General features: G+C 57.0%; 20 protein-coding genes. 12 read left to right on the top strand and 8 right to left on the bottom strand.

All coding sequences use genetic code 11. The features are described 5' to 3' along the window. Nucleotides 1-95 precede the first annotated feature (95 nt). Nucleotides 96-2,039: a bifunctional 2',3'-cyclic-nucleotide 2'-phosphodiesterase/3'-nucleotidase gene (locus tag B498_RS10780; RefSeq protein ID WP_008501433.1), complete on the bottom strand. Its 1,944-nt coding sequence runs from the start codon at nt 2,037-2,039 to the stop codon at nt 96-98. A gap of 190 nt (nt 2,040-2,229) precedes the next feature. Here B498_RS10780 and cysQ point away from each other — a divergent pair, with 190 nt between their 5' ends. Next, a complete protein-coding gene (cysQ, locus tag B498_RS10785; RefSeq protein ID WP_008501432.1) occupies nt 2,230-2,970 on the top strand; it encodes a 3'(2'),5'-bisphosphate nucleotidase CysQ in 741 nt (246 codons plus the stop codon). On the opposite strand, the gene B498_RS10790 is transcribed toward cysQ, so the two are convergent. Further along, complete coding sequence (locus tag B498_RS10790; protein WP_008501431.1) at nt 2,964-3,521, bottom strand: YtfJ family protein; 558 nt, start codon at nt 3,519-3,521, stop codon at nt 2,964-2,966. The genes cysQ and B498_RS10790 overlap by 7 nt on opposite strands. 324 nt (nt 3,522-3,845) lie before the next feature. Between B498_RS10790 and B498_RS10795 the strand changes: the two genes are divergently transcribed. Continuing rightward, a complete protein-coding gene (locus tag B498_RS10795; protein WP_008501430.1) occupies nt 3,846-4,052 on the top strand; it encodes a DUF1107 domain-containing protein in 207 nt (68 codons plus the stop codon). 71 nt (nt 4,053-4,123) lie between these two features. On the opposite strand, the gene B498_RS10800 is transcribed toward B498_RS10795, so the two are convergent. Continuing rightward, nucleotides 4,124-5,461, bottom strand: a complete 1,338-nt coding sequence (locus B498_RS10800) for a hemolysin family protein (RefSeq protein ID WP_008501429.1) — start codon at nt 5,459-5,461, stop codon at nt 4,124-4,126. A gap of 211 nt (nt 5,462-5,672) precedes the next feature. After that, nucleotides 5,673-6,314: a peptide-methionine (S)-S-oxide reductase MsrA gene (msrA, locus tag B498_RS10805; RefSeq protein WP_008501428.1), complete on the bottom strand. Its 642-nt coding sequence runs from the start codon at nt 6,312-6,314 to the stop codon at nt 5,673-5,675. Nucleotides 6,315-6,538: 224 nt separating this feature from the next. Here msrA and tamA point away from each other — a divergent pair, with 224 nt between their 5' ends. The 3 genes from tamA to B498_RS10820 are packed head-to-tail and all read left to right on the top strand — an operon-like array spanning nt 6,539 to nt 12,392. After that, the gene (gene tamA / locus B498_RS10810; protein WP_008501426.1) at nt 6,539-8,272 is read left to right on the top strand and encodes an autotransporter assembly complex protein TamA; all 1,734 of its coding nucleotides are present in this window, start codon (nt 6,539-6,541) and stop codon (nt 8,270-8,272) included. After that, entirely contained in the window at nt 8,269-12,045 is a 3,777-nt protein-coding gene (gene tamB, locus B498_RS10815) for an autotransporter assembly complex protein TamB (protein ID WP_008501425.1), read from the top strand. The genes tamA and tamB overlap by 4 nt, the downstream gene beginning before the upstream one ends. A 2-nt stretch (nt 12,046-12,047) precedes the next feature. Then, nucleotides 12,048-12,392 (top strand): gamma-glutamylcyclotransferase, encoded by a 345-nt coding sequence (locus B498_RS10820; protein WP_008501424.1) that lies wholly within the window; start codon nt 12,048-12,050, stop codon nt 12,390-12,392. Between the two features lie 54 nt (nt 12,393-12,446). Here B498_RS10820 and ppa read toward each other — a convergent pair whose 3' ends face one another. After that, a complete protein-coding gene (gene ppa, locus B498_RS10825; protein WP_008501423.1) occupies nt 12,447-12,977 on the bottom strand; it encodes an inorganic diphosphatase in 531 nt (176 codons plus the stop codon). Nucleotides 12,978-13,286: 309 nt separating this feature from the next. On the opposite strand from ppa, the gene ytfQ reads away from it, so the two are divergent. The 5 genes from ytfQ to B498_RS10850 all read left to right on the top strand — a co-directional run bounded on the left by ytfQ (nt 13,287) and on the right by B498_RS10850 (nt 19,531). Beyond that, a complete protein-coding gene (gene ytfQ / locus B498_RS10830) occupies nt 13,287-14,243 on the top strand; it encodes a galactofuranose ABC transporter substrate-binding protein YtfQ (protein ID WP_008501422.1) in 957 nt (318 codons plus the stop codon). Between the two features lie 105 nt (nt 14,244-14,348). Then, complete coding sequence (gene ytfR, locus B498_RS10835; RefSeq protein WP_008501421.1) at nt 14,349-15,851, top strand: galactofuranose ABC transporter, ATP-binding protein YtfR; 1,503 nt, start codon at nt 14,349-14,351, stop codon at nt 15,849-15,851. 10 nt (nt 15,852-15,861) lie between these two features. Then, entirely contained in the window at nt 15,862-16,887 is a 1,026-nt protein-coding gene (gene ytfT / locus B498_RS10840) for a galactofuranose ABC transporter, ATP-binding protein YtfT (RefSeq protein WP_021240695.1), read from the top strand. Then, complete coding sequence (gene yjfF, locus B498_RS10845; RefSeq protein ID WP_008501419.1) at nt 16,874-17,875, top strand: galactofuranose ABC transporter, permease protein YjfF; 1,002 nt, start codon at nt 16,874-16,876, stop codon at nt 17,873-17,875. Before ytfT ends, yjfF begins: the two co-directional genes overlap by 14 nt. 84 nt (nt 17,876-17,959) lie before the next feature. Next, nucleotides 17,960-19,531 carry a methyl-accepting chemotaxis protein gene (locus B498_RS10850; RefSeq protein WP_008501418.1) on the top strand — a complete coding sequence of 524 codons (1,572 nt, stop codon included), beginning with the start codon at nt 17,960-17,962 and terminating at the stop codon, nt 19,529-19,531. On the opposite strand, the gene B498_RS10855 is transcribed toward B498_RS10850, so the two are convergent. Beyond that, nucleotides 19,503-19,859 carry a helix-turn-helix domain-containing protein gene (locus tag B498_RS10855; RefSeq protein WP_008501417.1) on the bottom strand — a complete coding sequence of 119 codons (357 nt, stop codon included), beginning with the start codon at nt 19,857-19,859 and terminating at the stop codon, nt 19,503-19,505. The two genes, B498_RS10850 and B498_RS10855, sit on opposite strands and share 29 nt — an antisense overlap. Before the next feature lie 150 nt (nt 19,860-20,009). Next, on the bottom strand, nt 20,010-21,008 hold the full coding sequence (fbp, locus tag B498_RS10860) for a class 1 fructose-bisphosphatase (RefSeq protein ID WP_008501416.1): 999 nt from the start codon (nt 21,006-21,008) through the stop codon (nt 20,010-20,012). A 197-nt stretch (nt 21,009-21,205) separates the two neighbouring features. Between fbp and mpl the strand changes: the two genes are divergently transcribed. Next, nucleotides 21,206-22,585 (top strand): UDP-N-acetylmuramate:L-alanyl-gamma-D-glutamyl-meso-diaminopimelate ligase, encoded by a 1,380-nt coding sequence (gene mpl / locus B498_RS10865; RefSeq protein WP_008501415.1) that lies wholly within the window; start codon nt 21,206-21,208, stop codon nt 22,583-22,585. Between the two features lie 77 nt (nt 22,586-22,662). Here mpl and yjgA read toward each other — a convergent pair whose 3' ends face one another. Next, complete coding sequence (yjgA, locus tag B498_RS10870) at nt 22,663-23,214, bottom strand: ribosome biogenesis factor YjgA (RefSeq protein ID WP_008501414.1); 552 nt, start codon at nt 23,212-23,214, stop codon at nt 22,663-22,665. Between the two features lie 95 nt (nt 23,215-23,309). On the opposite strand from yjgA, the gene pmbA reads away from it, so the two are divergent. Beyond that, nucleotides 23,310-24,662 (top strand): metalloprotease PmbA, encoded by a 1,353-nt coding sequence (gene pmbA, locus B498_RS10875; protein ID WP_008501413.1) that lies wholly within the window; start codon nt 23,310-23,312, stop codon nt 24,660-24,662. Nucleotides 24,663-24,685 lie beyond the last annotated feature (23 nt).

Below are 24,685 nucleotides of genomic sequence, written 5' to 3'. Positions count from 1 at the left end.
GTAAAAGCCGGGTGGCGGCTTCGCCTTACCCGGCCTACCCATAATCTTCCATCCCGTAGGCCGGGTAAGCGAAGCGCCACCCGGCACAATCGCCGCTACTTACTTAAATCCAGGTGATAAATCGCGAACCCAATATCATCCGTCGCCACCTGTTTCATCGGATACTGCGCCTTCTCCTTAATAAACGCGGCTGCCTTCTCGGACGGTGATGTTTCAAAGCGGATATCCAGCGGCGTATCGCTGTGGATCGGCGCCAGACGCCAGTTGTTATCCACCGCCGGATGAATTTCGCCGGCCTTTTTCGACTCGGCGCTGATCCACGCCGCCAGCACAGAGCGGTTCTCGTCCGGCGAGGCAAAGGCGATGTGTCCATCTCCCGTACCGGCAAACTTACCGCCGTAGGCACGGTAGTTATTGGTCACCACCAGGAAAGTGGCATTCGGGTCGATCGCCTTGCCGTTGAAGGTCAGGTTTTTAATGCGCTCCGCCTGCGGGTTGATCGCCTGACACTCGCCGTCATATTTCGCCGGCTGGGTGACGTCAATCTGGTAGTTCACGCCGTCGATCACGTCGAAGTTGTAGGTGCGGAAGCCGTCCCAGTTAATCAGCGACTGCGGCTTGCTGCTGTGTGGGTCAATCTGGTTAAACTGTCCGGCAGAACACTCCAGCCACTCTTTTACCTCTTTCCCGGTGGCTTTAACCACCACCAGCGTATTCGGGTAGAGATAGAGATCGGCGGCATTACGGAAGGTGAGCTGGCCCTTTTCGACCTCCACATAGCTTGCCGGGTCATTCTTACGTCCGCCCACTTTGAATGGCGCTGCGGCTGAGAGTACCGGCAGTTTCGCCAGATCCGGATCGCCCTGCACAAAGTGTTCGGCATAGGCTTTCTGCGCCATGTTGACGACCTGGACGGTCGGATCGTCCTGCACCAGCGCCAGGAAGCTGTACATGCTGTCGGCGGATTTGCCGATCGGCTTGCTGACGAATTCGCGCGTGGCGTCGTGATCGTGCTTCAGCACGTCGACCAGTTTTTTATCTTCCGCCGCCAGCGATTTTTTCGCCGCCGCGTCGTAAATTGGGCGCGCTTCGGCTTTTGACTGCGTGACCTTCCAGCGGCCGCCGTCGTTATTCAGCACCAGATCCACCACGCCAAGATGGTCGCCCCACATGCCCGGCATCACCGACGGCACGCCGTTAAGCGTCCCTTTCTCTATATCGGCCCCTTTGATGCTGGCAAAGTCTTTGCCCGGGAAGACCGCGTGGGCGTGACCGAACAGGATCGCATCGACGCCCGGGACCTCACTCAGGTAGTAAACGGAGTTTTCTGCCATGGCCTGGTACGGATTGGCGGAGAGGCCCGAGTGGGCGACAACGACCACCAGATCGGCGCCTTTTTCGCGCATTTCCGGCACGTATTTACGCGCGGTTTCGGTGATGTCGTTAACGGTCACCTTACCGTCGAGGTTGGCCTTATCCCACGTCATGATCTGCGGCGGGACAAAACCGATATAGCCGATTTTCAGCGTCTGTTTTTTCCCGTCCTGATCGACAACCTCAGTCTCTTTAATCAGGTAAGGCGTAAAAAGCGGCTTTTGGGTCTTAACGTCGATGATATTGGCGTTAACGTACGGGAATTTTGCGCCTGCCAGGGCATCATGCAGGTATGTCAGACCGTAGTTGAATTCATGGTTGCCGAGGTTACCGACGGTATAGTCCAGGGTGTTCATCGCTTTATAAACAGGATGGATCTCGCCTTTTTTCAGCCCCCTGGTCGCCATGTAGTCCCCGAGCGGACTGCCCTGAATGAGATCGCCGTTATCGACCAGCACGCTATTTTTCACTTCGCCGCGTGCGGCATTGATCAAACTCGCCGTGCGTACCAGTCCGAATTTTTCCGTCGGGGTATCTTTGTAGTAATCGAAATCCATCATGTTGCTGTGCAGATCGGTCGTTTCCAGAATACGTAAATCGACCGTCGCTGCCTGCACGCTCGCCGCAATCAGCGTCGCCAGGAGCGTTGCGCTAAACTTAATCATCAGAAGAGTCCTTTTTTCGATCCAGGCCACAAAAGAGTATGTATCTATAACGTGTTGCTTACATAAATGTGAATCCTGACAGAAAAAAGCAACCTGAAACCGGAATTGCTTCACAGATAGCGGAATTGTTCACATTACGATATAACTAAAACAAAGAGTTAACCTCACTGCGTTAACAAAGAGGTGGAAAATGCTAGATAAAATTTGTCAGCTCGCACGGGATGCGGGGGATGCCATCATGCAGGTGTATGACGGTAGTAAACCCATGGAGGTTGTCAGCAAAGCGGACGACTCTCCGGTCACGGCGGCAGATATCGCGGCGCATAAGGTGATCCTGAAAGGGTTACAGGCCTTAACGCCGGACATCCCCGTCCTGTCAGAAGAAGCGCCGCAAAGCTGGGAAGAGCGCCAGCACTGGCAGCGCTACTGGCTGGTGGACCCCCTGGACGGGACAAAAGAGTTCATCAAGCGCAACGGTGAATTCACCGTCAATATCGCCCTGATTGAGAAGGGTAAAGCGGTGCTGGGCGTGGTCTACGCGCCGGTCATGAAGGTGATGTACAGCGCTGCAGAAGGAAAGGCGTGGAAGGAAGAGTGCGGCGTGCGCAAGCAGATCCAGGTGCGCGACGCGCGTCCGCCGCTGGTGGTGATTAGCCGCTCGCACAGCGACAGCGAGCTGCAGGAGTATCTGCAGCAGCTGGGTGAACACCAGACCACCTCGATTGGCTCATCGCTGAAATTCTGCCTGGTGGCGGAAGGACAGGCGCAGCTCTATCCCCGCTTTGGGCCGACGAACGTCTGGGATACCGCCGCCGGGCATGCCGTTGCCGCGGCCGCCGGGGCGCACGTTCATGACTGGCAGGGCAAGCCGCTGGACTACACCCCGCGCGAATCCTTCCTCAACCCCGGCTTCCGCGTCTCTCTTTATTGAGCCAGCAGCTTATGCAGCAGGTCGACAACCTGCTGCACCTCTTCCTGGGTTAACGCCCCGTCTTTCACCCACTGTACGCGACCGTTCTTGTCCAGCACGACAATCGCAGAGCTCTCTTCCTCCAGCTGCCAGGCCTTACGGGTGACGCCGTTGCTGTCGACGATAAACTGCGACCACGGATAGAGCTTTTTATTGCTCTCAAGGCTTGAACGCACAAACATCCCGGAGCCCGGAATGGCGTCATCGGTATTCACGATCGTGGTGGTCTGGTAACGATCGTGTGGGAATTTTGCCGCCTTGATCGCCTCCACCAGGTTGGCATTTTTCTCTTTTGCAGATGTACGACCGGCAATATGTTGTACAACTCTCACTTTGCCCGCGAGCTGCGCGCTATTCCAGGCTTTATAGCTAAACTTATCATTGTCGAGAATCAATTCTCCCCGGTCAGCAATGCCGACTGGCGGTACACGTTGTCCTTTTTCAATGTTGTGAGCACTCGCCCACAGGGGCAGCAGCAGGCAGGCTGCTGCAAGGATATTACGTAGGGTCATGGCGTTTCCTTATTGTTTGCAGGTGATCCGACCACTTGGTCATGCACTTTTAATGATAAGTGCGATCAATGTGGTTTTCCCGCAATCCCGATGCCACTTTGCGGGTGAACGCACATATCCATGAAAAAACGATGGCTTATACTGCGCTCAGTCACGCTTTGCAAAGATTATTCTGAATAATTGTAATCAAACGGTAAATAAACTTATGCACACTGGGTAACACCGTAGTTCTGGTCTATAGTCATTGGGCATTAAAATTTGCGCTCAGGACAGTCGGGCCGATTGTGGCACCGCAAGAGCGTATGATTCGCAGGAGATACAAGAATGAAAATTTTCCAACGCTACAACCCGCTTCAGGTGGCGAAGTACGTGAAGATCCTGTTCCGTGGACGGTTGTATATCAAGGATGTTGGCGCTTTTGAGTTTGATAAGGGCAAAATCCTTGTCCCAAAAGTGAAGGACAAACAGCACCTGTCTGTGATGTCCGAAGTCAACCGTCAGGTTATGCGTCTGCAAACTGAGATGGCTTAACCAACGTGCTATGCAGTAGTTAAAAAAACGGCTCCCGATGGGAGCCGTTGATGTTTGTGGGGGCAGGAACCTTACGCCGACACCTTCTCTTCCGCATCCGGCAGCTTCGGCACCAGTACGGTCGGTTTGTTGTCGATGCGCGTCACCAGCAGCTGGTCGATGCGGTAGTTATCAATATCCACCACTTCAAACTTGTAGCCGGAGAACTTCACCGAGTCGGTACGTTTCGGGATCTTACGCAGCATAAACATCATAAAGCCGCCGATGGTCTCGTAGTTTCCGGACTGCGGGAACTCGTCGATATCCAGCACGCGCATCACGTCTTCAATTGGCGTGCCGCCATCAATCAGCCATGAATTATCGTCACGCTGAACAATCTGCTCTTCCAGCCCCTGGCCTACCAGGTCGCCCATCAGCGTGGTCATGACGTCGTTCAGGGTGATAATACCCACCACCAGCGCGTATTCGTTCATGATCACCGCGAAGTCTTCCCCGGCGGTTTTGAAACTTTCCAGCGCTTCTGAGAGCGTCAGGGTGTCCGGCACAATCAGGGTATTGCGGATCTGCACGCCGCTGTTCAGCGCCAGGCTCTGGTTCGCCAGCACGCGGTTCAGCAGGTCTTTGGAGTCGACGTAACCGATGATGTGGTCAATATCTTCATTACAGACCAGGAACTTGGAATGCGGATGCTGCGCCACTTTGTTCTTCAGGCTCTGCTCATCTTCATGTAAATCGAACCAGATAATGCTTTCACGGCCCGTCATGGAAGAGGGCACGGTACGGGATTCCAGTTCGAATACGTTCTCAATCAGCTCGTGTTCCTGCTTACGCAGTACCCCGGCCAGGGCACCGGCTTCCACGACCGCATAAATGTCGTCAGAGGTGATGTCATCTTTACGCACCATCGGCAGCTTAAAGATGCGGAAAATGACGTTTGCCAGGCCGTTGAAGAACCACACCAGCGGGCGGAACACAAACAGGCAGAAGCGCATCGGGTTGATGATACGCAAAGCCACGGCTTCTGGCGCAATCATACCGATGCGTTTCGGGGTCAGGTCGGCGAAGAGGATGAACAGCCCGGTCACCAGCGAGAAGGAGAGGATAAAGCTCAGCTGTTCGGCCAGTTCGGCGGACATGTACTGCGCAAAGAGGCTATAAAACGCCGGGGAAAATGCCGCATCGCCCACGATACCGCCCAGGATAGCCACCGCGTTCAGACCAATTTGCACCACGGTAAAGAACGTACCGGGGTTTTCCTGCATTTTGAGAATGCGAGAGGCGTTGATGTTGCCCTCGTCGGCGAGCAGCTTCAGTTTGATTTTACGGGACGCGGCCAGCGAGATCTCGGATATCGAGAAAAATGCACTGACGGCAATCAGACAAAGTATTACTAAAATACTGTTTAACATAGTTTATCCGGCTTCTCGCCAGATCCTCAGAAGGGGAGTTGATACCATTTGTGTGGAAACACATTGAACATCAGCTCGTAGCGTTGAGCCGATTATTTCAGCGGCTATTATAGCGTAAAGAGATGTAAATCTGCCAGAGGTCACATTTTTACATAAAACAGACCGGACAGCGGGTGCTGCCCGGTACGGGCGACGATCTAACGGCTGATAATCAGGCCAGCTGTGGCGGCAGGCAGACGCCGATACCTCCGATTCCGCAGTAGCCGTACGGGTTTTTATGCAGATACTGCTGGTGATCGTCCTCGGCGTAGTAGAACGGTTTCGCGGTGGTGATTTCCGTCGTCACCTCGCGCGTATCGCCCGCTTCACGCATGGCCTGCTGGAAACGCTCAAGGCTGGCGCGCGCGGCGGCATCCTGCTCAGGGGTGAGCGGATAGATAGCCGAGCGGTACTGCGTGCCGTGGTCGTTGCCCTGACGCATGCCCTGCGCCGGGTCGTGGTTTTCCCAGAAGACCTGCAGGAGCTGTTCGTAGCTGATTACCGTCGGGTCGTAGACTACGCGTACCGCTTCCGCATGGCCGGTTTCGCCGGAGCAGACTTCGCGGTAGGTTGGATTCGGCGTGTAACCGCCCGTGTAGCCGGCTGCCGTGCTGTAAACGCCAGGCAGCTGCCAGAAGAGGCGCTCAACGCCCCAGAAGCAGCCCATAGCGAACAGGGCGATTTCCATGCCATCAGGAACGTTAGTCATGGAATGGCCATTGACGGCGTGTAAAGTCGCCACAGGCATAGGGGTGTTGCGTCCCGGTAATGCATCTGCTTGTGAAACCAGATGCTTTTTGTCGAATAAACTCACGGTGGGGCCTCCCGGGGTGCGATGTTTCGGTTAAGGTTGTCACGGCGCGTTTAATTGAACACAATAAATGCGCTGAATGAGTCTAGATTTAATCATAAGAAATATTTGGGTGTTACACCCATTTTCAACCCGAGATTCGGGTTTTTGGCCAACAGGCCGTATTTTGCCGCGGAGCGGCACTTCATTTGCTTCCAGGGTGGAAACAGGGATATTCAGGAGAAAACGTGACAAAAATCCGCCAGTTATGTTTAGTCAGTCTGTTGCTGACAAGCGGGATTGCCAGCGCGGCGAATGTCCGTTTGCAGGTTGAGGGGTTATCCGGGGCGCTACAAAAAAACGTGCGTGCGCAGCTATCGACCATCCAGAGTGATGAGGTGACGCCGGACCGGCGTTTCCGCGCGCGCGTCGATGATGCCATCCGTGAAGGACTAAAAGCGCTGGGGTATTACGAACCCACCATTGATTTCGATCTCCGCCCGCCCCCAAAGAAGGGGCGCCAGGTGCTTATTGCCCGCGTTTCGCCGGGCGAGCCGGTGCTGATTGGCGGCACCAACGTCATCCTGCGCGGCGGGGCGCGTACCGACCGGGATTACCTGGACCTGCTCAGTACGCGGCCGAAAATCGGCACCGTGCTCAACCACGGTGACTACGACCACTTCAAAAAAGAGCTGACCAGCGTTTCCCTGCGTAAGGGCTACTTTGACAGCCAGTTCAATAAAAGCCAGCTGGGCATTGCGCTGGCGCGACGTCAGGCCTTCTGGGATATCGACTACGACAGCGGAGAACGCTACCGCTTTGGCGACGTGACGTTCGAAGGGTCGCAAATTCGTGAAGAGTACCTGCAAAACCTCGTGCCCTTTAAAAAAGGGGATTACTACCAGTCGAGCGACCTGGGAGAGCTGAACCGACGGCTCTCAGCCACCGGCTGGTTTAACTCCGTGGTTGTCGCCCCTGAATTTGATAAGTCTCGCAAAACCAAGGTGTTGCCGCTGCACGGCGTTGTTTCGCCGCGCACCGAGAACACCATTGAAACCGGTGTGGGCTATTCGACGGACGTTGGCCCGCGCGTGAAGGCCACCTGGAAAAAGCCGTGGATGAACTCCTACGGCCATAGCCTGACCACCAGCGCCAGCATTTCCGCCCCGGAACAGCAGCTCGATTTCAGCTATAAAATGCCGCTGCTGAAAAATCCGCTTGAGCAATATTACCTGGTTCAGGGGGGCTTTAAGCGCACCGACCTGAACGATACCGAGTCCGATTCCACCACGCTTGCCGTGTCGCGTTACTGGGATCTCTCCAGCGGCTGGCAGCGCGCCATCAACCTGCGCTGGAGCCTGGATCACTTTACCCAGGCCAACGTCACCAACACCACCATGCTGCTCTATCCTGGGGTGATGATCAGCCGCACCCGCTCGCGCGGCGGCCTGATGCCGACCTGGGGCGATTCCCAGCGTTACTCTATCGATTACTCCAACACCATGTGGGGTTCCGACGTAGATTTCTCGGTGATTCAGGCGCAGAACGTCTGGATCCGCACGCTGTATGACAAACACCGCTTTGTGGTGCGCGGCAACCTCGGCTGGATTGAAACCGGCGACTTCGACAAGGTCCCGCCGGACCTGCGCTTCTTCGCCGGGGGCGATCGCAGCATCCGCGGCTATAAATACAAATCCATCGCGCCTAAGGACGATGACGGCAAGCTGATCGGTGCCTCTAAGCTGGCTACCGGCTCGCTGGAGTACCAGTACAACGTCAGCGGAAAATGGTGGGGCGCCATGTTCGTCGACGGCGGCGAAGCGGTGAGCGATATCCGCCGCAGCGATTTTAAAACCGGCGCGGGCGTCGGCGTACGCTGGCAATCACCCGTCGGGCCCATCAAGCTCGATTTCGCCGTGCCGGTGGGCGACAAAGAAGAACACGGATTACAGTTTTACATCGGTCTGGGGCCTGAATTATGAGTTTATGGAAGAAAATAAGCCTCGGGGTGCTGATTTTTATCGTGCTGCTGCTCGGTACGGTGGCGTTTCTGGTAGGAACGACGACCGGGCTGCATCTGCTGTTTAACGCCGCGAACCGCTGGGTGCCGGGGCTGGAGATTGGCCAGGTGACGGGCGGCTGGCGCGACCTGCGCCTGAAGAACATCCGCTATGAGCAGCCGGGCGTGGCGGTGAACGCCGGGGAGTTTCACCTGGCGGTGAAGCTGGGCTGTCTGCGTGACAGCAAGCTCTGCGTCAACGACTTGTCGCTAAAAGACGTCAACGTGGCGATAGATTCGAAGAAAATGCCGAAGTCTGCGCCGGTAGAGGAAGAGGACAGCGGTCCGCTGAATCTCTCCACGCCGTACCCGATCGCGCTTTATCGGGTGGCGCTTGATAACGTCAATATCAAAATCGACGACACCACCGTGTCCGTGATGGATTTCAGCTCCGGCCTGCGCTGGCAGGAGAAAAACCTCACCCTGACGCCAACCTCCCTGCAGGGCTTGCTGATCGCGCTGCCGAAAGTGGCCGACGTGGCGCAGGAAGAGATCGTCGAGCCGAAGATCCAGAACCCGCAGCCGGAAGAGAAGCCGCTGGGCGAAACGCTGAAAGACCTCTTCTCGAAGCCTGTCCTGCCGGAAATGACCGATGTGCATCTGCCGCTGAACCTCAATATTGAAGAGTTCAAAGGCGAGCAGCTTCGCCTGACCGGCGATACTGACCTGACGGTCTATAACATGCTGCTGAAAGTCAGCAGCATTGACGGCAACATGAAGCTCGACGCGCTGGATATCGACACCAATCAGGGCTCGGTGAACGCGTCAGGCAACGCCCTGCTACGCGACAACTGGCCGGTGGATATCACGCTGAATAGCGCCCTGAACATCGACCCGCTCAAAGGCGAGAAGGTGAAGGTCAAAGTGGGCGGGGCGCTGCGCGAGAAGCTGGATGTCGGGGTCAATCTCTCCGGCCCGGTAGACATGGTCCTGCGTGCGCAAACCCAGCTGGCGGAAGCCGGGCTGCCGCTCAATCTTGAGGTGGTCAGCAAGCAGCTTTACTGGCCATTCACCGGCGAAAAACAGTACCAGGCCGATGACCTGAAGCTGAAGCTGAGCGGTAAGATGACCGACTATACGCTCTCGTTCCGCACCGCAGTGAAGGGGCAGGGCGTGCCGCCCGCGAACATCACCCTGGATGCGAAGGGCAACGAACAGCAGGTTAACCTCGACAAGCTGACCGTCGCGGCGCTGGAAGGCAAAACCGAGCTGACCGCGCTGCTCGACTGGCAGCAGGCGATCAGCTGGCGCGGGGAGCTGAAGCTGACGGGCATTAACACCGCCAAAGAGGTCCCGGACTGGCCGTCGAAGCTGGATGGCCTGATCAAAACGCGCGGCAGCCTGTACGGCGGCACGTGGCAGATGGACGTGCCGGAGATCAAGCTCACCGGGAACGTGAAGCAGAACAAGGTAAACGTTGAAGGCTCGGTGAAAGGCAACAGCTACCTGCAGTGGATTATCCCGGGTCTGCACGTGGCGCTGGGCCGCAACACGGCGGATATCAAAGGTGAGCTGGGGGTGAAAGATCTCAATCTGGACGCCACCATCGACGCGCCGAATCTGGATAACGCCCTGCCGGGCCTGGGCGGTACGGCGAAGGGGCTCCTGAAGGTGCGCGGCACGGTAGACGCGCCGCAGCTGCTGGCGGACATTACCGCCAATAACCTGCGCTGGCAGGCGCTGAGCGTTGCCCGCGTTCGAGTGGAAGGGGATGTGAAATCCACTGACCAGATCGGCGGTAACCTGAACCTGCGCGTAGAGCGCATCTCTCAGCCGGACGTCAACATCAGCCTGGTCACCCTGGACGCGAAAGGGAACGAGAAGCAGCACGACCTGCAGCTGCGCGTGCAGGGCGAGCCGGTCTCCGGCCAGCTTCACCTGACCGGCAGTTTCGACCGCAAAGAGGAGCGCTGGAAAGGGACGCTGGATAACACCCGCTTCAACACGCCGGTCGGGCCGCTGGCGCTGTCGCGCGCCATCGCGCTGGACTACCGCAACGCCGAGCAGAAGATCAGCATTGGGCCGCACTGCTGGACCAACCCGAATGCGGAACTGTGCGTGCCGCAGACCATCGACGCGGGTGCGGAAGGACGCGCGCAGATCAACCTCAACCGCTTCGATCTGGCGATGCTGAAACCGTTTATGCCGGATACTACCCAGGCCAGCGGCGTCTTCAGCGGAAAAGCCGATGTCGCCTGGGACACCACCAAAGAGGGGCTGCCGCAGGGTAGCGTCACGCTGTCCGGGCGTAACGTGAAGGTGACGCAGGAGGTAAATGACGCGCCGCTGCCGGTGGCCTTCGACACCCTGAACCTGAGCGCAGACCTGCATAACAACCGTGCGGAGCTGGGCTGGCTGATTCGTCTCACCAACAACGGTCAGTTTGACGGCAAGGTTCAAATTACCGACCCACAGGGACGGCGAAATCTGGGCGGCAACGTCACTATCCGCAACTTCAACCTGGCGATGGTGAACCCGATTTTCGCACGCGGGGAAAAAGCCGAGGGCATGGTGAACGCCAACCTGCGCCTGGCGGGCAATGCGCAAAGCCCTCAGCTGTTCGGCCAGCTGCGCCTCAGCGGCGTGGATATTGACGGCAACTTTATGCCGTTTGACATGCAGCCGAGCCAGATCGCGATGAACTTCAACGGCATGAGCTCGACGCTGAGCGGATCGGTACTGACGCAGCAGGGGCAAATCAACCTGAGCGGCGACGCGGACTGGAGCCAGCTCGACAACTGGCGCGCCCGTATTGCCGCGAAGGGCAGTAAGGTGCGCATCACCGTACCGCCGATGGTGCGACTGGACGTCTCGCCTGATGTGGTCTTTGAAGCCACGCCAAGCCTCTTCACGCTTGACGGTCGCGTTGACGTGCCGTGGGCGCGCATCGTGGTTCACGACGTGCCGGAAAGTGCGGTCGGCGTCTCAAGTGATGAAGTTATGCTCAATGAAAATCTGAAACCGGTCGAACAGAAGAGCGCGGGCATACCGATTAATAGTAACCTTATCGTGCACGTGGGGAATAACGTGCGGTTGGATGCGTTTGGGCTGAAGGCGAGGCTTACGGGCGACCTGAAGGTGGCGCAGGATAAACAAGGGCTTGGCCTGAACGGGCAGATCAATATCCCTGAAGGGCGATTCCACGCCTATGGTCAGGATCTGATTGTCCGCAAAGGCGAGCTGCTGTTCTCCGGTCCACCGGATCAACCCTTGCTGAACATTGAAGCGATTCGTAACCCGGAAGCGACGGAAAACGACGTCATTGCCGGGGTACGCGTCACCGGTTCCGCCGACGAACCGAAGGCGGAGATCTTCTCTGACCCGGCGATGTCCCAGCAGGAAGCCCTCTCTTACCTGCTGCGTGGTCAAGGTCTCGACAGCGGTCAGAGCGACAGCGCGGCGATGACTTCGATGTTAGTGGGGCTGGGGGTTGCACAAAGTGGGCAGGTTGTGGGTAAAATCGGCGAGACGTTCGGCGTAAGCAATCTGGCGCTGGACACCCAGGGCGTGGGTGACTCCTCGCAGGTGGTGGTCAGCGGCTATGTACTGCCGGGTCTGCAGGTAAAATATGGTGTGGGGATCTTTGACTCACTGGCAACACTCACGTTACGCTATCGCCTGATGCCTAAGCTATATCTGGAAGCAGTGTCCGGCGTAGACCAGGCACTTGATCTGCTCTATCAGTTTGAGTTTTAGCAATGCGAATATTTGTCTACGGCAGTTTACGAACCAGGCAAGGCAACAGTCACTGGATGACCAATGCCCAGCTACTGGGGAATTACAATATCGAGAACTACCAGTTGTACAGCCTGGGCCACTATCCAGGCGCGGTTCCGGGCGAAGGAACAGTACAGGGTGAAGTTTATCGTATTGATAACGCGACGCTTGCCGAACTTGATGCCTTGCGCACCAGGGGCGGTGAATACGCACGCCAGTTGATCCAGACGCCGTACGGAAGCGCGTGGATGTATGTCTACCAGCGTCCAGTCGACGGGTTAACGCGGATCGTAAGCGGTAACTGGTTAGACAGAGACCAGTACTGAAAAACGACAACGCCACCGTAAGGTGGCGTTGTTTTTTGTGTCTGGCAGTAAGAATTACTTCTTAGCAGCGCGTTCGAAAGAGGCGATGATTTCCGCTTTCGCTGCTTCTGCGTTGTCCCAGCCGTCAACTTTAACCCACTTGCCTTTTTCGAGGTCTTTGTAGTGCTCGAAGAAGTGAGTGATCTGCGCTTTCAGCAGCTCTGGCAGGTCGTTCACATCTTTGATGTGATCGTATTCTTTGCTCAGCTTGGTGTGCGGTACCGCAACCAGCTTCGCATCTTCACCGGATTCGTCGGTCATTTTCAGCACGCCAACTGGACGGCAGCGAATCACTGCGCCTGGCTGCAGTGGGTATGGCGTTGGGACCAGCACGTCAACCGGGTCACCGTCCAGAGACAGGGTGTGGTTGATGTAACCGTAGTTGCACGGATAGAACATCGCGGTAGACATGAAGCGGTCTACGAACAGGGCGCCGCTCTCTTTGTCCACTTCGTATTTGATCGGATCTGCGTTAGCCGGGATTTCGATAACTACGTAGATGTCTTCTGGCAGTTCTTTACCCGCTGGGACGTTGAGTAAGCTCATGTCGGTGTCCTTTAAAATGGATGGTAAACAAGTGGCAGGTATTATAGCCAACTCGCGCTGAATGTCTCCGCCTGTTTTCGCCTTCTCTCCACGTTCTTCCCACTTTTCAGACCGATTCCATGACAGAAAAATCCATAAACTCAGCCGCATTTTTCATGGAGAAATGAAAGCGATTACAAACTTGTGATTAACGTTTTATTCACTTTTCTGAAGTGTGATGTAACGCAATTCGTTACATATTTCATGGGCTATAGTCATTCCGCAGAACATCTTTTAACCAACAATAACTCACCCTACGAGGACGTTCATATGTGGAAGCGCTTACTCCTTGTCACAGCAGTTTCGGCAGCCATGTCGTCTATGGCGATGGCCGCCCCCTTAACCGTAGGTTTTTCGCAGGTCGGCTCTGAATCTGGCTGGCGAGCGGCAGAAACCAACGTGGCGAAAAGCGAAGCTCAGAAACGCGGCATTACCCTGAAAATCGCCGATGGTCAGCAAAAACAAGAGAATCAGATCAAAGCCGTGCGCTCCTTTATCGCCCAGGGCGTGGATGCCATCTTTATTGCACCCGTCGTGGCGACCGGCTGGGAACCCGTCCTGAAGGAAGCGAAAGACGCTGAAATCCCGGTCTTCCTGCTCGATCGTTCCATCGACGTCAAAGACAAATCTCTCTATATGACCACCGTGACGGCCAACAACGTGCTGGAAGGGCAGCTAATTGGCGACTGGCTGATAAAACAGGTCGACGGCAAGCCGTGTAACGTTGTTGAACTGCAGGGCACCGTCGGGGCGAGCGTGGCCATCGATCGTAAAAAAGGCTTTGCTGAAGCCATCGCGAAAGCGCCAAACATCAAGATTATCCGCTCTCAGTCCGGCGACTTTACCCGCAGCAAAGGTAAAGAGGTGATGGAGAGCTTCATTAAGGCTGAAAACAACGGCAAGAACATCTGCATGGTTTACGCCCACAACGATGACATGGCGATCGGTGCGATTCAGGCAATTAAAGAAGCGGGCCTGAAGCCGGGCAAAGATATCCTCACCGGCTCTATCGACGGCGTGCCTGATATCTACAAAGCGATGATCGACGGCGAAGCCAACGCCAGCGTGGAGCTGACGCCAAACATGGCCGGCCCGGCATTCGACGCGCTGGAGAAATTCAAGAAAGACGGCACGATGCCGGATAAAGTGACGGTCACCAAATCCACGCTCTACCTGCCTGACACGGCGAAAGAAGAGTTAGAGAAGAAGAAAAATATGGGCTACTAAGCCTGTCTGAACATGCCGGGTGACGCTGCGCTTACCCGGCCTACGATACGCTCTTTTGTAGGCCGGATAAGCGTAGCGCCATCCGGCTTGATGCAGGGGGAAACCATGACCACTGAACAACACCAGGAAATCCTCCGCACAGAGGGCTTGAGTAAATTCTTCCCCGGCGTAAAGGCGCTGGATAACGTTGATTTCAGCCTGCGGCGCGGGGAGATCATGGCGCTGCTGGGGGAAAACGGCGCGGGAAAATCGACGCTGATTAAATCTCTGACCGGCGTTTATCACGCCGACCGTGGCACCATCTGGCTGGAAGGTAACGCCATTTCGCCAAAAAACACCGCCCATGCCCAGCAGTTGGGGATCGGGACGGTATACCAGGAAGTGAACCTGCTGCCGAATATGTCGGTGGCGGATAACCTGTTTATTGGCCGTGAGCCACGACGCTTTGGCCTGCTGCGCCGTAAAGAGATGGAGGCGCGGGCGACAAAGCTGATGGAATCCTACGGCTTCTCTCTCGACGTCCGCGAGCCGCTGAACCGCTTTTCCGTGGCGATGCAGCAGATCGTCGCCATTTGCCGCGCGATCGATCTCTCGGCAAAGGTGCTGATCCTCGACGAACCCACCGCCAGCCTTGATACCCAGGAGGTGGAAATGCTCTTTACCCTGATGCGCCAGCTGCGCGATCAGGGCGTCAGCCTGATCTTCGTTACCCACTTCCTCGATCAGGTGTACGAGGTGAGCGATCGCATTACGGTGCTGCGCAACGGCAGCTTTGTCGGCTGCCGTGAAACCCGCGAGCTGCCGCAGATCGAGCTGGTCAAAATGATGCTGGGCCGCGAGCTGGAGACCAACGCCCTTCAGCGCGCGGGCCGCACGCTGCTGAGCGAGAAGCCGGTCGCCGCGTTCAGCGATTACGGCAAAAAAGGGGTCATCTCGCCGTTTAATCTTGAGGTGCGGCCGGGCGAAATTGTCGGGCTGGCGGGCCTGCTGGGCTCGGGGCGTACCGAGACAGCCGAGGTGATCTTCGGGATCAAGCCCGCCGACAGCGGCAGCGCGCTGATCAAGGGCAAACCGCAAACCCTGCGATCGCCGCATCAGGCCTCCTGTCTGGGTGTGGGTTTCTGCCCGGAAGACAGGAAAACGGACGGCATTATTGCCGCCGCCTCGGTGCGGGAAAATATCATTCTGGCGCTTCAGGCGCAGCGCGGCTGGCTGCGGCCGATCCCACGCAAAGAGCAGAACGCCATTGCTGAGCGCTTTATCCGCCAGCTCGGCATCCGCACCCCGAGCGCGGAACAGCCCATCGAGTTCCTCTCCGGTGGTAACCAGCAGAAAGTGCTGCTCTCCCGCTGGTTGCTGACCAAACCCCAGTTCCTGATCCTCGACGAACCGACCCGCGGCATTGACGTAGGGGCGCACGCCGAAATTATCCGGCTTATCGAAACCCTGTGCGCAGACGGTCTGGCCCTGCTGGTCATTTCGTCCGAGCTGGAAGAGCTGGTGGGCTATGCCGATCGCGTCATCATCATGCGCGATCGTAAACAGGTGGCAGAGATCCCGCTGGATAAGCTGTCCGTTCCGGCGATCATGAATGCCATCGCGGCATAAGGAGTGAATCGTGATGTCCCGTTCGCTTTCGCAAACCGGTGAGTCAAAGCGCCGCTTCAGCTGGCCGACCGGCACGCCGCAAATCGCGGCGCTGCTGGTGGTTTTACTGGTGGATAGCCTGGTCGCGCCGCATTTCTTCCAGATTATCGTGCAGGATGGCCGCCTGTTTGGCAGCCCGATAGACATTTTAAACCGCGCCGCGCCCGTGGCGCTGCTGGCCATTGGCATGACGCTGGTCATCGCCACCGGCGGGATTGATCTCTCCGTCGGCGCGGTGATGGCTATCGCCGGGGCCACGGCAGCATCCATGACCGTGGCCGGGCATAGCCTGCCGGTGGTCCTGCTTGCAGCCTTAGGCACTGGCGTGCTGGCCGGATTATGGAACGGCATTCTGGTGGCGGTGCTGAAAATCCAGCCCTTTGTCGCCACGCTCATTTTAATGGTGGCCGGGCGCGGCGTCGCGCAGCTAATTACCTCCGGACAGATTGTCACCTTTAACTCGCCGAGCCTGGCGTGGCTCGGCAGCGGCAACCTTCTGTTCTTCCCGACGCCGGTGATGATTGCCCTGGTGACGCTCGTGGTGTTCTGGCTCTTCACCCGCAAAACGGCGCTGGGCATGTTCATTGAGGCCGTCGGGATCAACATCCGCGCCGCGCGCAACGCCGGGGTCAACACGCGGCTGATGGTGATGCTGACCTACGTGCTGAGCGGTATTTGCGCTGCCATCGCCGGCGTGATCGTTGCGGCGGATATTCGCGGAGCCGATGCCAACAACGCCGGGCTCTGGCTGGAGCTGGATGCGATCCTGGCGGTGGTGATCGGCGGCGGGTCGCTGATGGGCGGGCGCTTTAACCTGCTGCTCTCGGCGATCGGCGCGCTGATCATTCAGGGCATGAACACCGGGATCCTGCTTTCGGGATTCCAGCCGGAACTCAACCAGGTGGTGAAAGCGGTGGTCGTGCTCTGCGTGCTGATCGTCCAGTCGCCGCGCTTTGTCAGCATCATTAAGGGGATCCGTGGCCATGATAAAACGTAATTTGCCGCTAATGATCACGCTGGGCGTGTTTGTGCTGGGCTATCTCTACTGCCTGACCCAGTTCCCGGGGTTTGCCTCGACGCGCGTGATCTGCAATATCCTGACCGATAACGCCTTTTTAGGCATCATCGCCGTCGGGATGACCTTTGTGATCCTCTCCGGCGGGATCGATCTCTCCGTCGGCTCGGTGATCGCGTTTACGGGCGTGTTCCTCGCGAAAGCGATTGGCTTCTGGGGCATCTCACCGCTGCTGGCGTTCCCGCTGGTGCTGGTGATGGGCTGCGCGTTTGGCGCCTTTATGGGGCTGCTGATCGACGCGTTAAAAATTCCGGCGTTTATCATTACCCTCGCGGGGATGTTCTTCCTGCGTGGGGTAAGTTATCTGGTGTCTGAAGAGTCGATCCCGATTAACCATCCGGTGTACGACACGCTCTCCAGCCTGGCGTGGAAAATTCCCGGCGGCGGTCGTCTGAGCGCGATGGGGCTGCTGATGCTGGGCGTGGTCGTCATTGGCATCTTCCTCGCCCACCGTACCCGGTTTGGCAATCAGGTTTACGCTATTGGCGGCAACGCCACGTCGGCCAACCTGATGGGGATCTCGACCCGCAGCACCACCATCCGCATCTATATGCTCTCGACCGGCCTGGCGACGCTGGCGGGGATCGTCTTCTCGGTGTATACCCAGGCGGGCTATGCCCTTGCAGGCGTTGGCGTGGAGCTGGATGCGATTGCTTCTGTGGTCATCGGCGGCACGCTGCTCAGCGGCGGCGTGGGGACGGTACTGGGGACGCTGTTCGGCGTGGCGATTCAGGGGCTGATCCAGACCTATATCAACTTTGACGGCACGCTCAGCTCCTGGTGGACGAAGATCGCCATCGGCATTCTGCTGTTTATTTTTATTGCCCTGCAGCGCGGCCTGACGGTGCTCTGGGAGAACCGTCAAAGCTCGCCTGTTACCCGCGTGAACACATCGGTAACAGAGCGATAACATGCTGAAAGTCTAAACATTTTCCGGTAGCGGCCGATACTCTTTTTTTATGCCCAGAAATATCTCGCTACCGGAAATAATATCATGCTGAAAACGCTATCGATTCGTACCGGCTTGCTCTCTTTACTGGCCGTTATGACCCTTCTGCTGCTGATTGTCAGCGGCATTGGCATTTATGCCCTCACACAGAGTTCTTCTTCGCTGCAGCGCATTAATCACCTTCAGGGTGAGCAGATGGTGCAGCTTAATTCAGGCTATACGCTGATCCTCCGCGCGCGCAATGAAGCGGGTCAGGCCGTCCGCATGATGGAAATCGGCATGCTGGACGATGCGGCCAGCGCGGTAAAAAACATCAATCAGGAAGTTGCCCTGGCCCAGAAAACGCTGAAGGGCGTTATCGACGACGGCGTGGCTGACGAGCAGGGGCAGCAGCTGCTCGATAAAGTGGCAGCCAGCCTGGCGGCGTATAACCAGCAGGGGATCAACCCGATGCTGAAAACCCTCAATGACCAGAGCGCGGACGGGTATTACGACCTGCTGGAGAAGACGCTGATCCCGCTGGCGTCAGCGTTTGATAACGACATGCAGGCGTTTCAGAAATGGAGCGAAGCGCGAGGTCAGGCGGAAGTGAGTGCCGTGCAGGCGAGCAAAACCCGCGTCCTGATCCTGATTATCGTGGCGGCGCTACTGACGGCGGGCATTATCGTGCTGGCCTGGCTGGCGCTGCGCCATATGTTGCTCAAGCCGCTCTCGGCGTCGATTGCTCAGCTGGAGAACGTGGCGGCGGGCGATTTAACCCATACGCTGGCCGCGCCCGCGAGCCAGGAGTTTAACCGCCTTAACGCGGTCATTGAGGAGATGCGTCAGTCGCTGATGAACTCGGTTCTGCGGGTACGCGATGCCAGCGCGCAGATTGACACCGGCAGCCGCGAGCTGACGCTGGGGAACCGGGATCTCGCCGAGCGAACGGAATCCACCGCCACGTCGCTGGAGCAGACGGCGGCGAGCATGGAACAGATCACCGCCACGGTGAAGCTCAACGCCGATAACGCCGAGCAGGCGCACCAGCTGGCGAAGTCGGTCTCCGACACGGCCGATCACGGCAGCGAAATGGTCTGCTACGTGATTGAAAAAATGCGCGATATCTCCGGCAGCTCGGCGCGCATCGCCGACATCCTGAGCGTGATCGACGGCATTGCCTTCCAGACCAATATTCTGGCGCTTAACGCCTCCGTAGAGGCCGCGCGCGCGGGCGAGCAGGGGCGCGGGTTTGCCGTCGTCGCGGGCGAGGTGCGAAACCTTGCCAGCCGCAGCGCCGACGCGGCGAAGGAGATTCGTTCCCTTATCAGTGATTCGCAAACCCACGTTAACGAGGGCAGCGAGCTGGCCCAGCAGGCGGGCGAAACGATGGATGAGATCGCAACAGAAGTGCTGCGCATGACCAAACTGATGCGTGAGATTGCGACCGCGTCTCAGGAGCAAAGCCGCGGCATTGAGCAGGTTAATATTGCGGTAAACCAGATGGACGAAACCGCGCAGCAGAATGCGGCGCTGGTGCAGCAATCCTCCGCCGCGACCCGCTCCCTTGAGGAGCAGTCGCGTCAGCTGATGGAAGCTATGTCATCATTCAAAGTGACGACTCAGAACGCGGCATAATATTACCCAGCCCCGGTACGTTCTGTGCCGGGGTTTTATTCCTTCCGGAATTAAGCGCCCCGATATTATCGTGAATTTCGCCCATTAATATTTCCAGCGAGCTGGTTAAGGCTAATGCTTTTTCCGTCGGTTCAAGATATAAGCCTTTGCGGAGAAATAACGGCTCATCAAAGAGTTGATTAAAACGCTTTAATGCCAGACTCACCGCAGGGCGTGACATCTCCAGACGCAAAGAGGCCTTTGCCATGCTGCCGCAGCGGACGATTTCAATAAATACAGGGATAAGATTTAAATCAATGCCGGTATTAGCACGGGAATAATTTTTCATTGCGTTTCTGCTCCACGAAATATCTGTCAAACTGTTATGGAAATAATGCAGGAGCAATGGCGAATATTAAAGCGTGTTTTTTATAAACACTTATACGGTAAAATATATAAATGAACAGGGGAGCCGGATCGGCTCCCCTGAAGAGAGGGATTACGCGTCCGGGTACTCGCGGATAAAGCGTTCAACGTCTTCAACCATGTGGTTGTTGCCGACGAAGAACGAACGGCGCTGGTGAAGGCTTTCCGGCACGATCTCCAGAATACGCTCTTTACCGTCGCTCGCCTTACCGCCCGCCTGTTCGGCCAGGAACGCCATCGGGTTGCATTCGTACAGCAGACGCAGCTTCCCGTCCGGGTGGCTGGCGGTGCTTGGGTAGAGGTAAATGCCGCCTTTCAGCAGGTTACGGTGGAAATCCGCGACCAGAGAGCCAATATAGCGGGACGTGTACGGGCGCTGCGTCGCTTTATCTTCTTCCTGGCAGAATTTGATGTACTTCTTCACGCCGTTCGGGAAGCGGATGTAGTTACCTTCGTTAATGGAGTAGGTATTGCCCTTCTCCGGGAAGCGCATGCGTTCCTGGCTCAGACAGAAAACGCCCAGGGAAGGATCGTACGTAAAGGCATGTACGCCGCAACCGGTGGTGTAGACCAGCATGGTGGAGGAGCCATAGACGACGTAACCGGCAGCAACCTGATTAATGCCCGGCTGCAGGAAATCTTCTTCGGTCACCGGCGTGCCAACAGGCGTGACGCGGCGGTAGATGGAGAAAATGGTACCGACAGAAACGTTAACATCGATGTTGGAGGAGCCGTCGAGCGGATCCATCAGAACAACGTATTTCGCGTGTTCACACCCTTCGAAAACAACAATTTCATCTTCTTCTTCGGAGGCGATACCCGCAACGATGTCGCGCGCGCGCAGTGCAGCTTTCAGTTTTTCATTTGCGAACAGATCGAGTTTCTGTTGAACCTCGCCCTGAACGTTCTCGGCACCGCTGGCACCCAGGATATCGACCAGACCGGCCTTGTTGATATCACGGTGGATGATCTTAGCGCCCAGCTTTATTGCCGACAGCAAAGCAGTGAGTTCACCGGTAGCATGAGAGAACTCGTGCTGCTTTTCGACAATAAATTCACCTAACGTTTTCATAACACTTTCCCTGCATCTTTGTGAGTAGAGCGATTGTATGTTCACTAAAACGACTAAAGCCCAACAATCTTAACAAATATTCAAATAGTAGCGCAGAGGTGAATCGCGCCAGCAACATACGGATTTACCTGAAATGCGTTTCACAGCCGCTAACATGTGAGTAAAATGTGCGCCACATTGAAGAAGGATAGTGACGTATGCGCATTCATATATTGGGGATTTGTGGCACTTTCATGGGCGGACTGGCAATGCTGGCGCGCTCGCTGGGCCATGAGGTGACAGGTTCGGACGCCAATGTGTATCCGCCAATGAGCACACTTCTGGAGAAACAGGGCATCTCTCTTATTCAGGGCTACGATGCCAGCCAGCTGGATCCCGAGCCGGACCTGGTGATTATTGGCAACGCCATGACCCGCGGCAATCCGTGCGTTGAGGCGGTACTGGAACGCAATATTCCGTTCATGTCCGGCCCGCAGTGGCTGCATGACTTCGTCCTGCGCGACCGCTGGGTGGTTGCCGTTGCCGGTACCCACGGCAAAACGACCACCGCGGGCATGGCGACCTGGATCCTCGAAGCCTGCGGCTATAAGCCGGGCTTCGTCATCGGCGGCGTACCGGGCAACTTTGACGTTTCTGCGCGCCTGGGGGACAGCCCGTTCTTTGTGATCGAAGCCGACGAGTATGACTGCGCGTTCTTCGACAAGCGCTCCAAGTTCGTGCACTACTGCCCGCGCACGCTGATCCTCAACAACCTTGAGTTTGACCACGCGGATATTTTTGACGATCTGAAGGCCATACAGAAACAGTTCCACCACCTGGTGCGCATCGTGCCGGGCCAGGGCCGCATCATCCTGCCGGAAAACGACATCAACCTGAAGCAGACCCTGGCGATGGGCTGCTGGAGCGAGCAGGAGCTGGTGGGCGAGCAGGGCCACTGGCAGGCGAAGAAACTCAACGCCGATGCCTCCGAGTGGGAAGTGCTGCTCGACGGCGAAAAAGTGGGCGAGGTGAAGTGGGGCCTGGTGGGCGAACACAACATGCACAACGGCCTGATGGCCATTGCGGCAGCGCGTCACGTGGGCGTTCAGCCTGCGGATGCGGCCAATGCGCTGGGGACGTTTATCAATGCCCGCCGCCGTCTGGAGCTGCGCGGTGAAGCCCACGGCGTCACCGTGTATGACGATTTCGCGCACCACCCAACGGCCATTCTGGCGACGCTTGCCGCCCTGCGTGGCAAAGTTGGCGGTACCGCGCGCATTCTGGCGGTGCTGGAACCGCGCTCGAACACCATGAAGATGGGCATCTGCAAAGACGATCTCGCGCCGTCGTTAGGACGCGCCGATGAAGTCTTCCTGCTGCAGCCGCAGCATATTCCGTGGCAGGTGGCGGAAGTGGCCGATGCCTGCATCCAGCCTGCGCACTGGAGCGCGGATGTGGATGCGCTCGCGGATATGGTGGTGAAAGCCGCTCAGCCCGGCGACCATATTCTGGTGATGAGCAACGGCGGTTTTGGTGGGATCCATCAGAAGCTGCTGGACGGGCTGGCGAAGAAAGCGGAAGCGGCCGCCGAGGCGTAAAAAAAAGCCCGGTGGCGCTAGCGCTTACCGGGCCTACGTTCTTTTCCCCCTCGCCCTTCCGGGGTGAGGGGAACGGATTACTCTTCGTTCTCGGACAGCTCGCGCAGATACTGGAAAATCAGGCGCGCAGACTTCGGCGGCTTATTCCCTTCTTTCTCTTTCTTCGCGTTGCGGATCAAGGAACGCAGCTGCTGGCGGTCGGCATCCGGCCACAGGTTCAGCACTTCCGGTACGGCGTCATCACCCTGTTCAATCAGACGATCGCGGATCTGCTCCAGCTTATGGAACAGCGCAACCTGCTGGTTGTGGCGGTTTTTCAGCTTGTCCAGCGCCTGGCGGATCGGATCAACATCGCGCTGACGCAGCATTTTCCCGATAAGCTGAAGCTGGCGACGACGGCCTTCTTTTTTGATTTTCTGTGCCAGTTCAATGGCATCGCGCAGATCCTGGTCGAGCGGGATCTTATCCAGCGCGTTTTTACCCAGTTCTACCATTTCCGCGCCAAGCTGTTTTAACTCTTCGGCGTCACGTTTAATTTCACTTTTACTGACCCAGATGATCTCATCATCTTCGTCTTCGATGTCATCACCGGGAACGTCGTCGAGCCAGTCTTCGGGCTGCTTAGTCATGTCAGGCTCCTTAAAAAAAGAGGCTAATGTTACCAGTTAAGACGCGCACTGAAAAACGGTTCTCTGTTAGACTTCAGTTAACTCTCTCTTACAGTATGGCATTTGCGATGAAAGTAACCTCACAAGTTGAAGCGCAGCGTAAGATTCTGGAAGAAGCCGTCTCCACCGCGCTGATGCTTGCTTCAGAAAAATCAGATGGCGCCGAAGTGGCGGTCAGCAAAACCACCGGCATTAGCGTGAGCACCCGCTATGGCGAAGTGGAGAATGTTGAATTCAACAGCGACGGCGCGCTGGGTATCACGGTATATCACCAGAATCGCAAAGGCAGTGCGTCATCCACCGATCTCAGTCCGGATGCTATCGCCCGTACGGTGCAGGCCGCGCTGGATATCGCCCGTTACACCTCACCGGATCCTTACGCCGGTGTGGCGGATAAAGATCTGCTGGCGTTTGACGCGCCGGATCTCGACCTGTTCCATCCGGCGGAAGTGACGCCGGACGAAGCGATTGAGCTGGCCGCGCGCGCCGAGCAGGCGTCCCTGCAGGCCGACAAGCGCATCACCAATACCGAAGGCGGCAGCTTTAACAGCCACTACGGCATCAAAGTCTTCGGCAACAGCCACGGCATGCTGCAGGGCTACTGCTCTACCCGCCACTCGCTCTCCAGTTGCGTCATCGCCGAAGAGAACGGTGACATGGAGCGCGACTACGCCTATACCATTGGCCGCGCGCTGGGGGATTTGCAGTCTCCGGAGTGGGTAGGCAAAGAGTGTGCCGAACGCACGCTGTCTCGCCTGTCGCCGCGTAAACTCTCCACCATGAAAGCGCCGGTGATTTTTGCCAACGAAGTGGCGACCGGTCTGTTTGGCCATCTGGTGGGCGCTATCGCGGGCGGCTCCGTTTACCGTAAATCGACCTTCCTGCTCGACTCGCTGGGCAAGCAGATCCTGCCGGAATGGCTCACCATCGAAGAGCATCCGCACCTGCTGAAAGGCCTGGCCTCCACGCCGTTCGACAGCGAAGGCGTGCGCACCGAGCGTCGTGACATCGTGAAAGACGGCATTCTGACCCAGTGGCTTCTGACCAACTACTCCGCGCGCAAGCTGGGGCTGAAAAGCACCGGGCACGCGGGCGGCATTCACAACTGGCGCATTGCCGGGCAGGGCCTCAACTTTGAGCAGATGCTGAAAGAGATGGGCACCGGTCTGGTGGTGACCGAGCTGATGGGGCAGGGCGTCAGCGGCATCACCGGCGATTACTCTCGCGGCGCGGCGGGCTTCTGGGTTGAAAACGGCGAAATCCAGTATCCAGTGAGCGAAATTACGATTGCGGGTAACCTGAAGGACATGTGGCGCAATATCGTTACGGTCGGTAACGATATTGAAACACGCAGCAATATACAGTGTGGTTCTGTATTACTCCCGGAAATGAAAATCGCCGGACAATAGAGATAGCGTTTTGTTGATAATAA

Origin of the sequence: Enterobacter sp. SST3 (assembly GCF_000286655.1) — a bacterium.
Lineage (GTDB): Bacteria > Pseudomonadota > Gammaproteobacteria > Enterobacterales > Enterobacteriaceae > Enterobacter > Enterobacter roggenkampii.
Note: the sequence above shows the minus strand (reverse complement) of the source record. Positions and strands in the feature narration are given on the sequence as shown.

Bases quoted from the DNA above. Each gene is read 5' to 3' on its own strand.
- ppa (WP_008501423.1), bottom strand. From the start codon at position 12,977: ATGAGCTTACTCAACGTCCCAGCGGGTAAAGAACTGCCAGAAGACATC.
- B498_RS10855 (WP_008501417.1), bottom strand. From the start codon at position 19,859: ATGAAAAATTATTCCCGTGCTAATACCGGCATTGATTTAAATCTTATC.
- B498_RS10780 (WP_008501433.1), bottom strand. From the start codon at position 2,039: ATGATTAAGTTTAGCGCAACGCTCCTGGCGACGCTGATTGCGGCGAGC.
- tamB (WP_008501425.1), top strand. From the start codon at position 8,269: ATGAGTTTATGGAAGAAAATAAGCCTCGGGGTGCTGATTTTTATCGTG.
- cysQ (WP_008501432.1), top strand. From the start codon at position 2,230: ATGCTAGATAAAATTTGTCAGCTCGCACGGGATGCGGGGGATGCCATC.
- B498_RS10795 (WP_008501430.1), top strand. From the start codon at position 3,846: ATGAAAATTTTCCAACGCTACAACCCGCTTCAGGTGGCGAAGTACGTG.
- B498_RS10850 (WP_008501418.1), top strand. From the start codon at position 17,960: ATGCTGAAAACGCTATCGATTCGTACCGGCTTGCTCTCTTTACTGGCC.
- B498_RS10820 (WP_008501424.1), top strand. From the start codon at position 12,048: ATGCGAATATTTGTCTACGGCAGTTTACGAACCAGGCAAGGCAACAGT.
- pmbA (WP_008501413.1), top strand. From the start codon at position 23,310: ATGGCATTTGCGATGAAAGTAACCTCACAAGTTGAAGCGCAGCGTAAG.
- yjgA (WP_008501414.1), bottom strand. From the start codon at position 23,214: ATGACTAAGCAGCCCGAAGACTGGCTCGACGACGTTCCCGGTGATGAC.
- ytfQ (WP_008501422.1), top strand. From the start codon at position 13,287: ATGTGGAAGCGCTTACTCCTTGTCACAGCAGTTTCGGCAGCCATGTCG.
- yjfF (WP_008501419.1), top strand. From the start codon at position 16,874: ATGATAAAACGTAATTTGCCGCTAATGATCACGCTGGGCGTGTTTGTG.
- B498_RS10800 (WP_008501429.1), bottom strand. From the start codon at position 5,461: ATGTTAAACAGTATTTTAGTAATACTTTGTCTGATTGCCGTCAGTGCA.
- B498_RS10790 (WP_008501431.1), bottom strand. From the start codon at position 3,521: ATGACCCTACGTAATATCCTTGCAGCAGCCTGCCTGCTGCTGCCCCTG.
- fbp (WP_008501416.1), bottom strand. From the start codon at position 21,008: ATGAAAACGTTAGGTGAATTTATTGTCGAAAAGCAGCACGAGTTCTCT.
- mpl (WP_008501415.1), top strand. From the start codon at position 21,206: ATGCGCATTCATATATTGGGGATTTGTGGCACTTTCATGGGCGGACTG.
- ytfR (WP_008501421.1), top strand. From the start codon at position 14,349: ATGACCACTGAACAACACCAGGAAATCCTCCGCACAGAGGGCTTGAGT.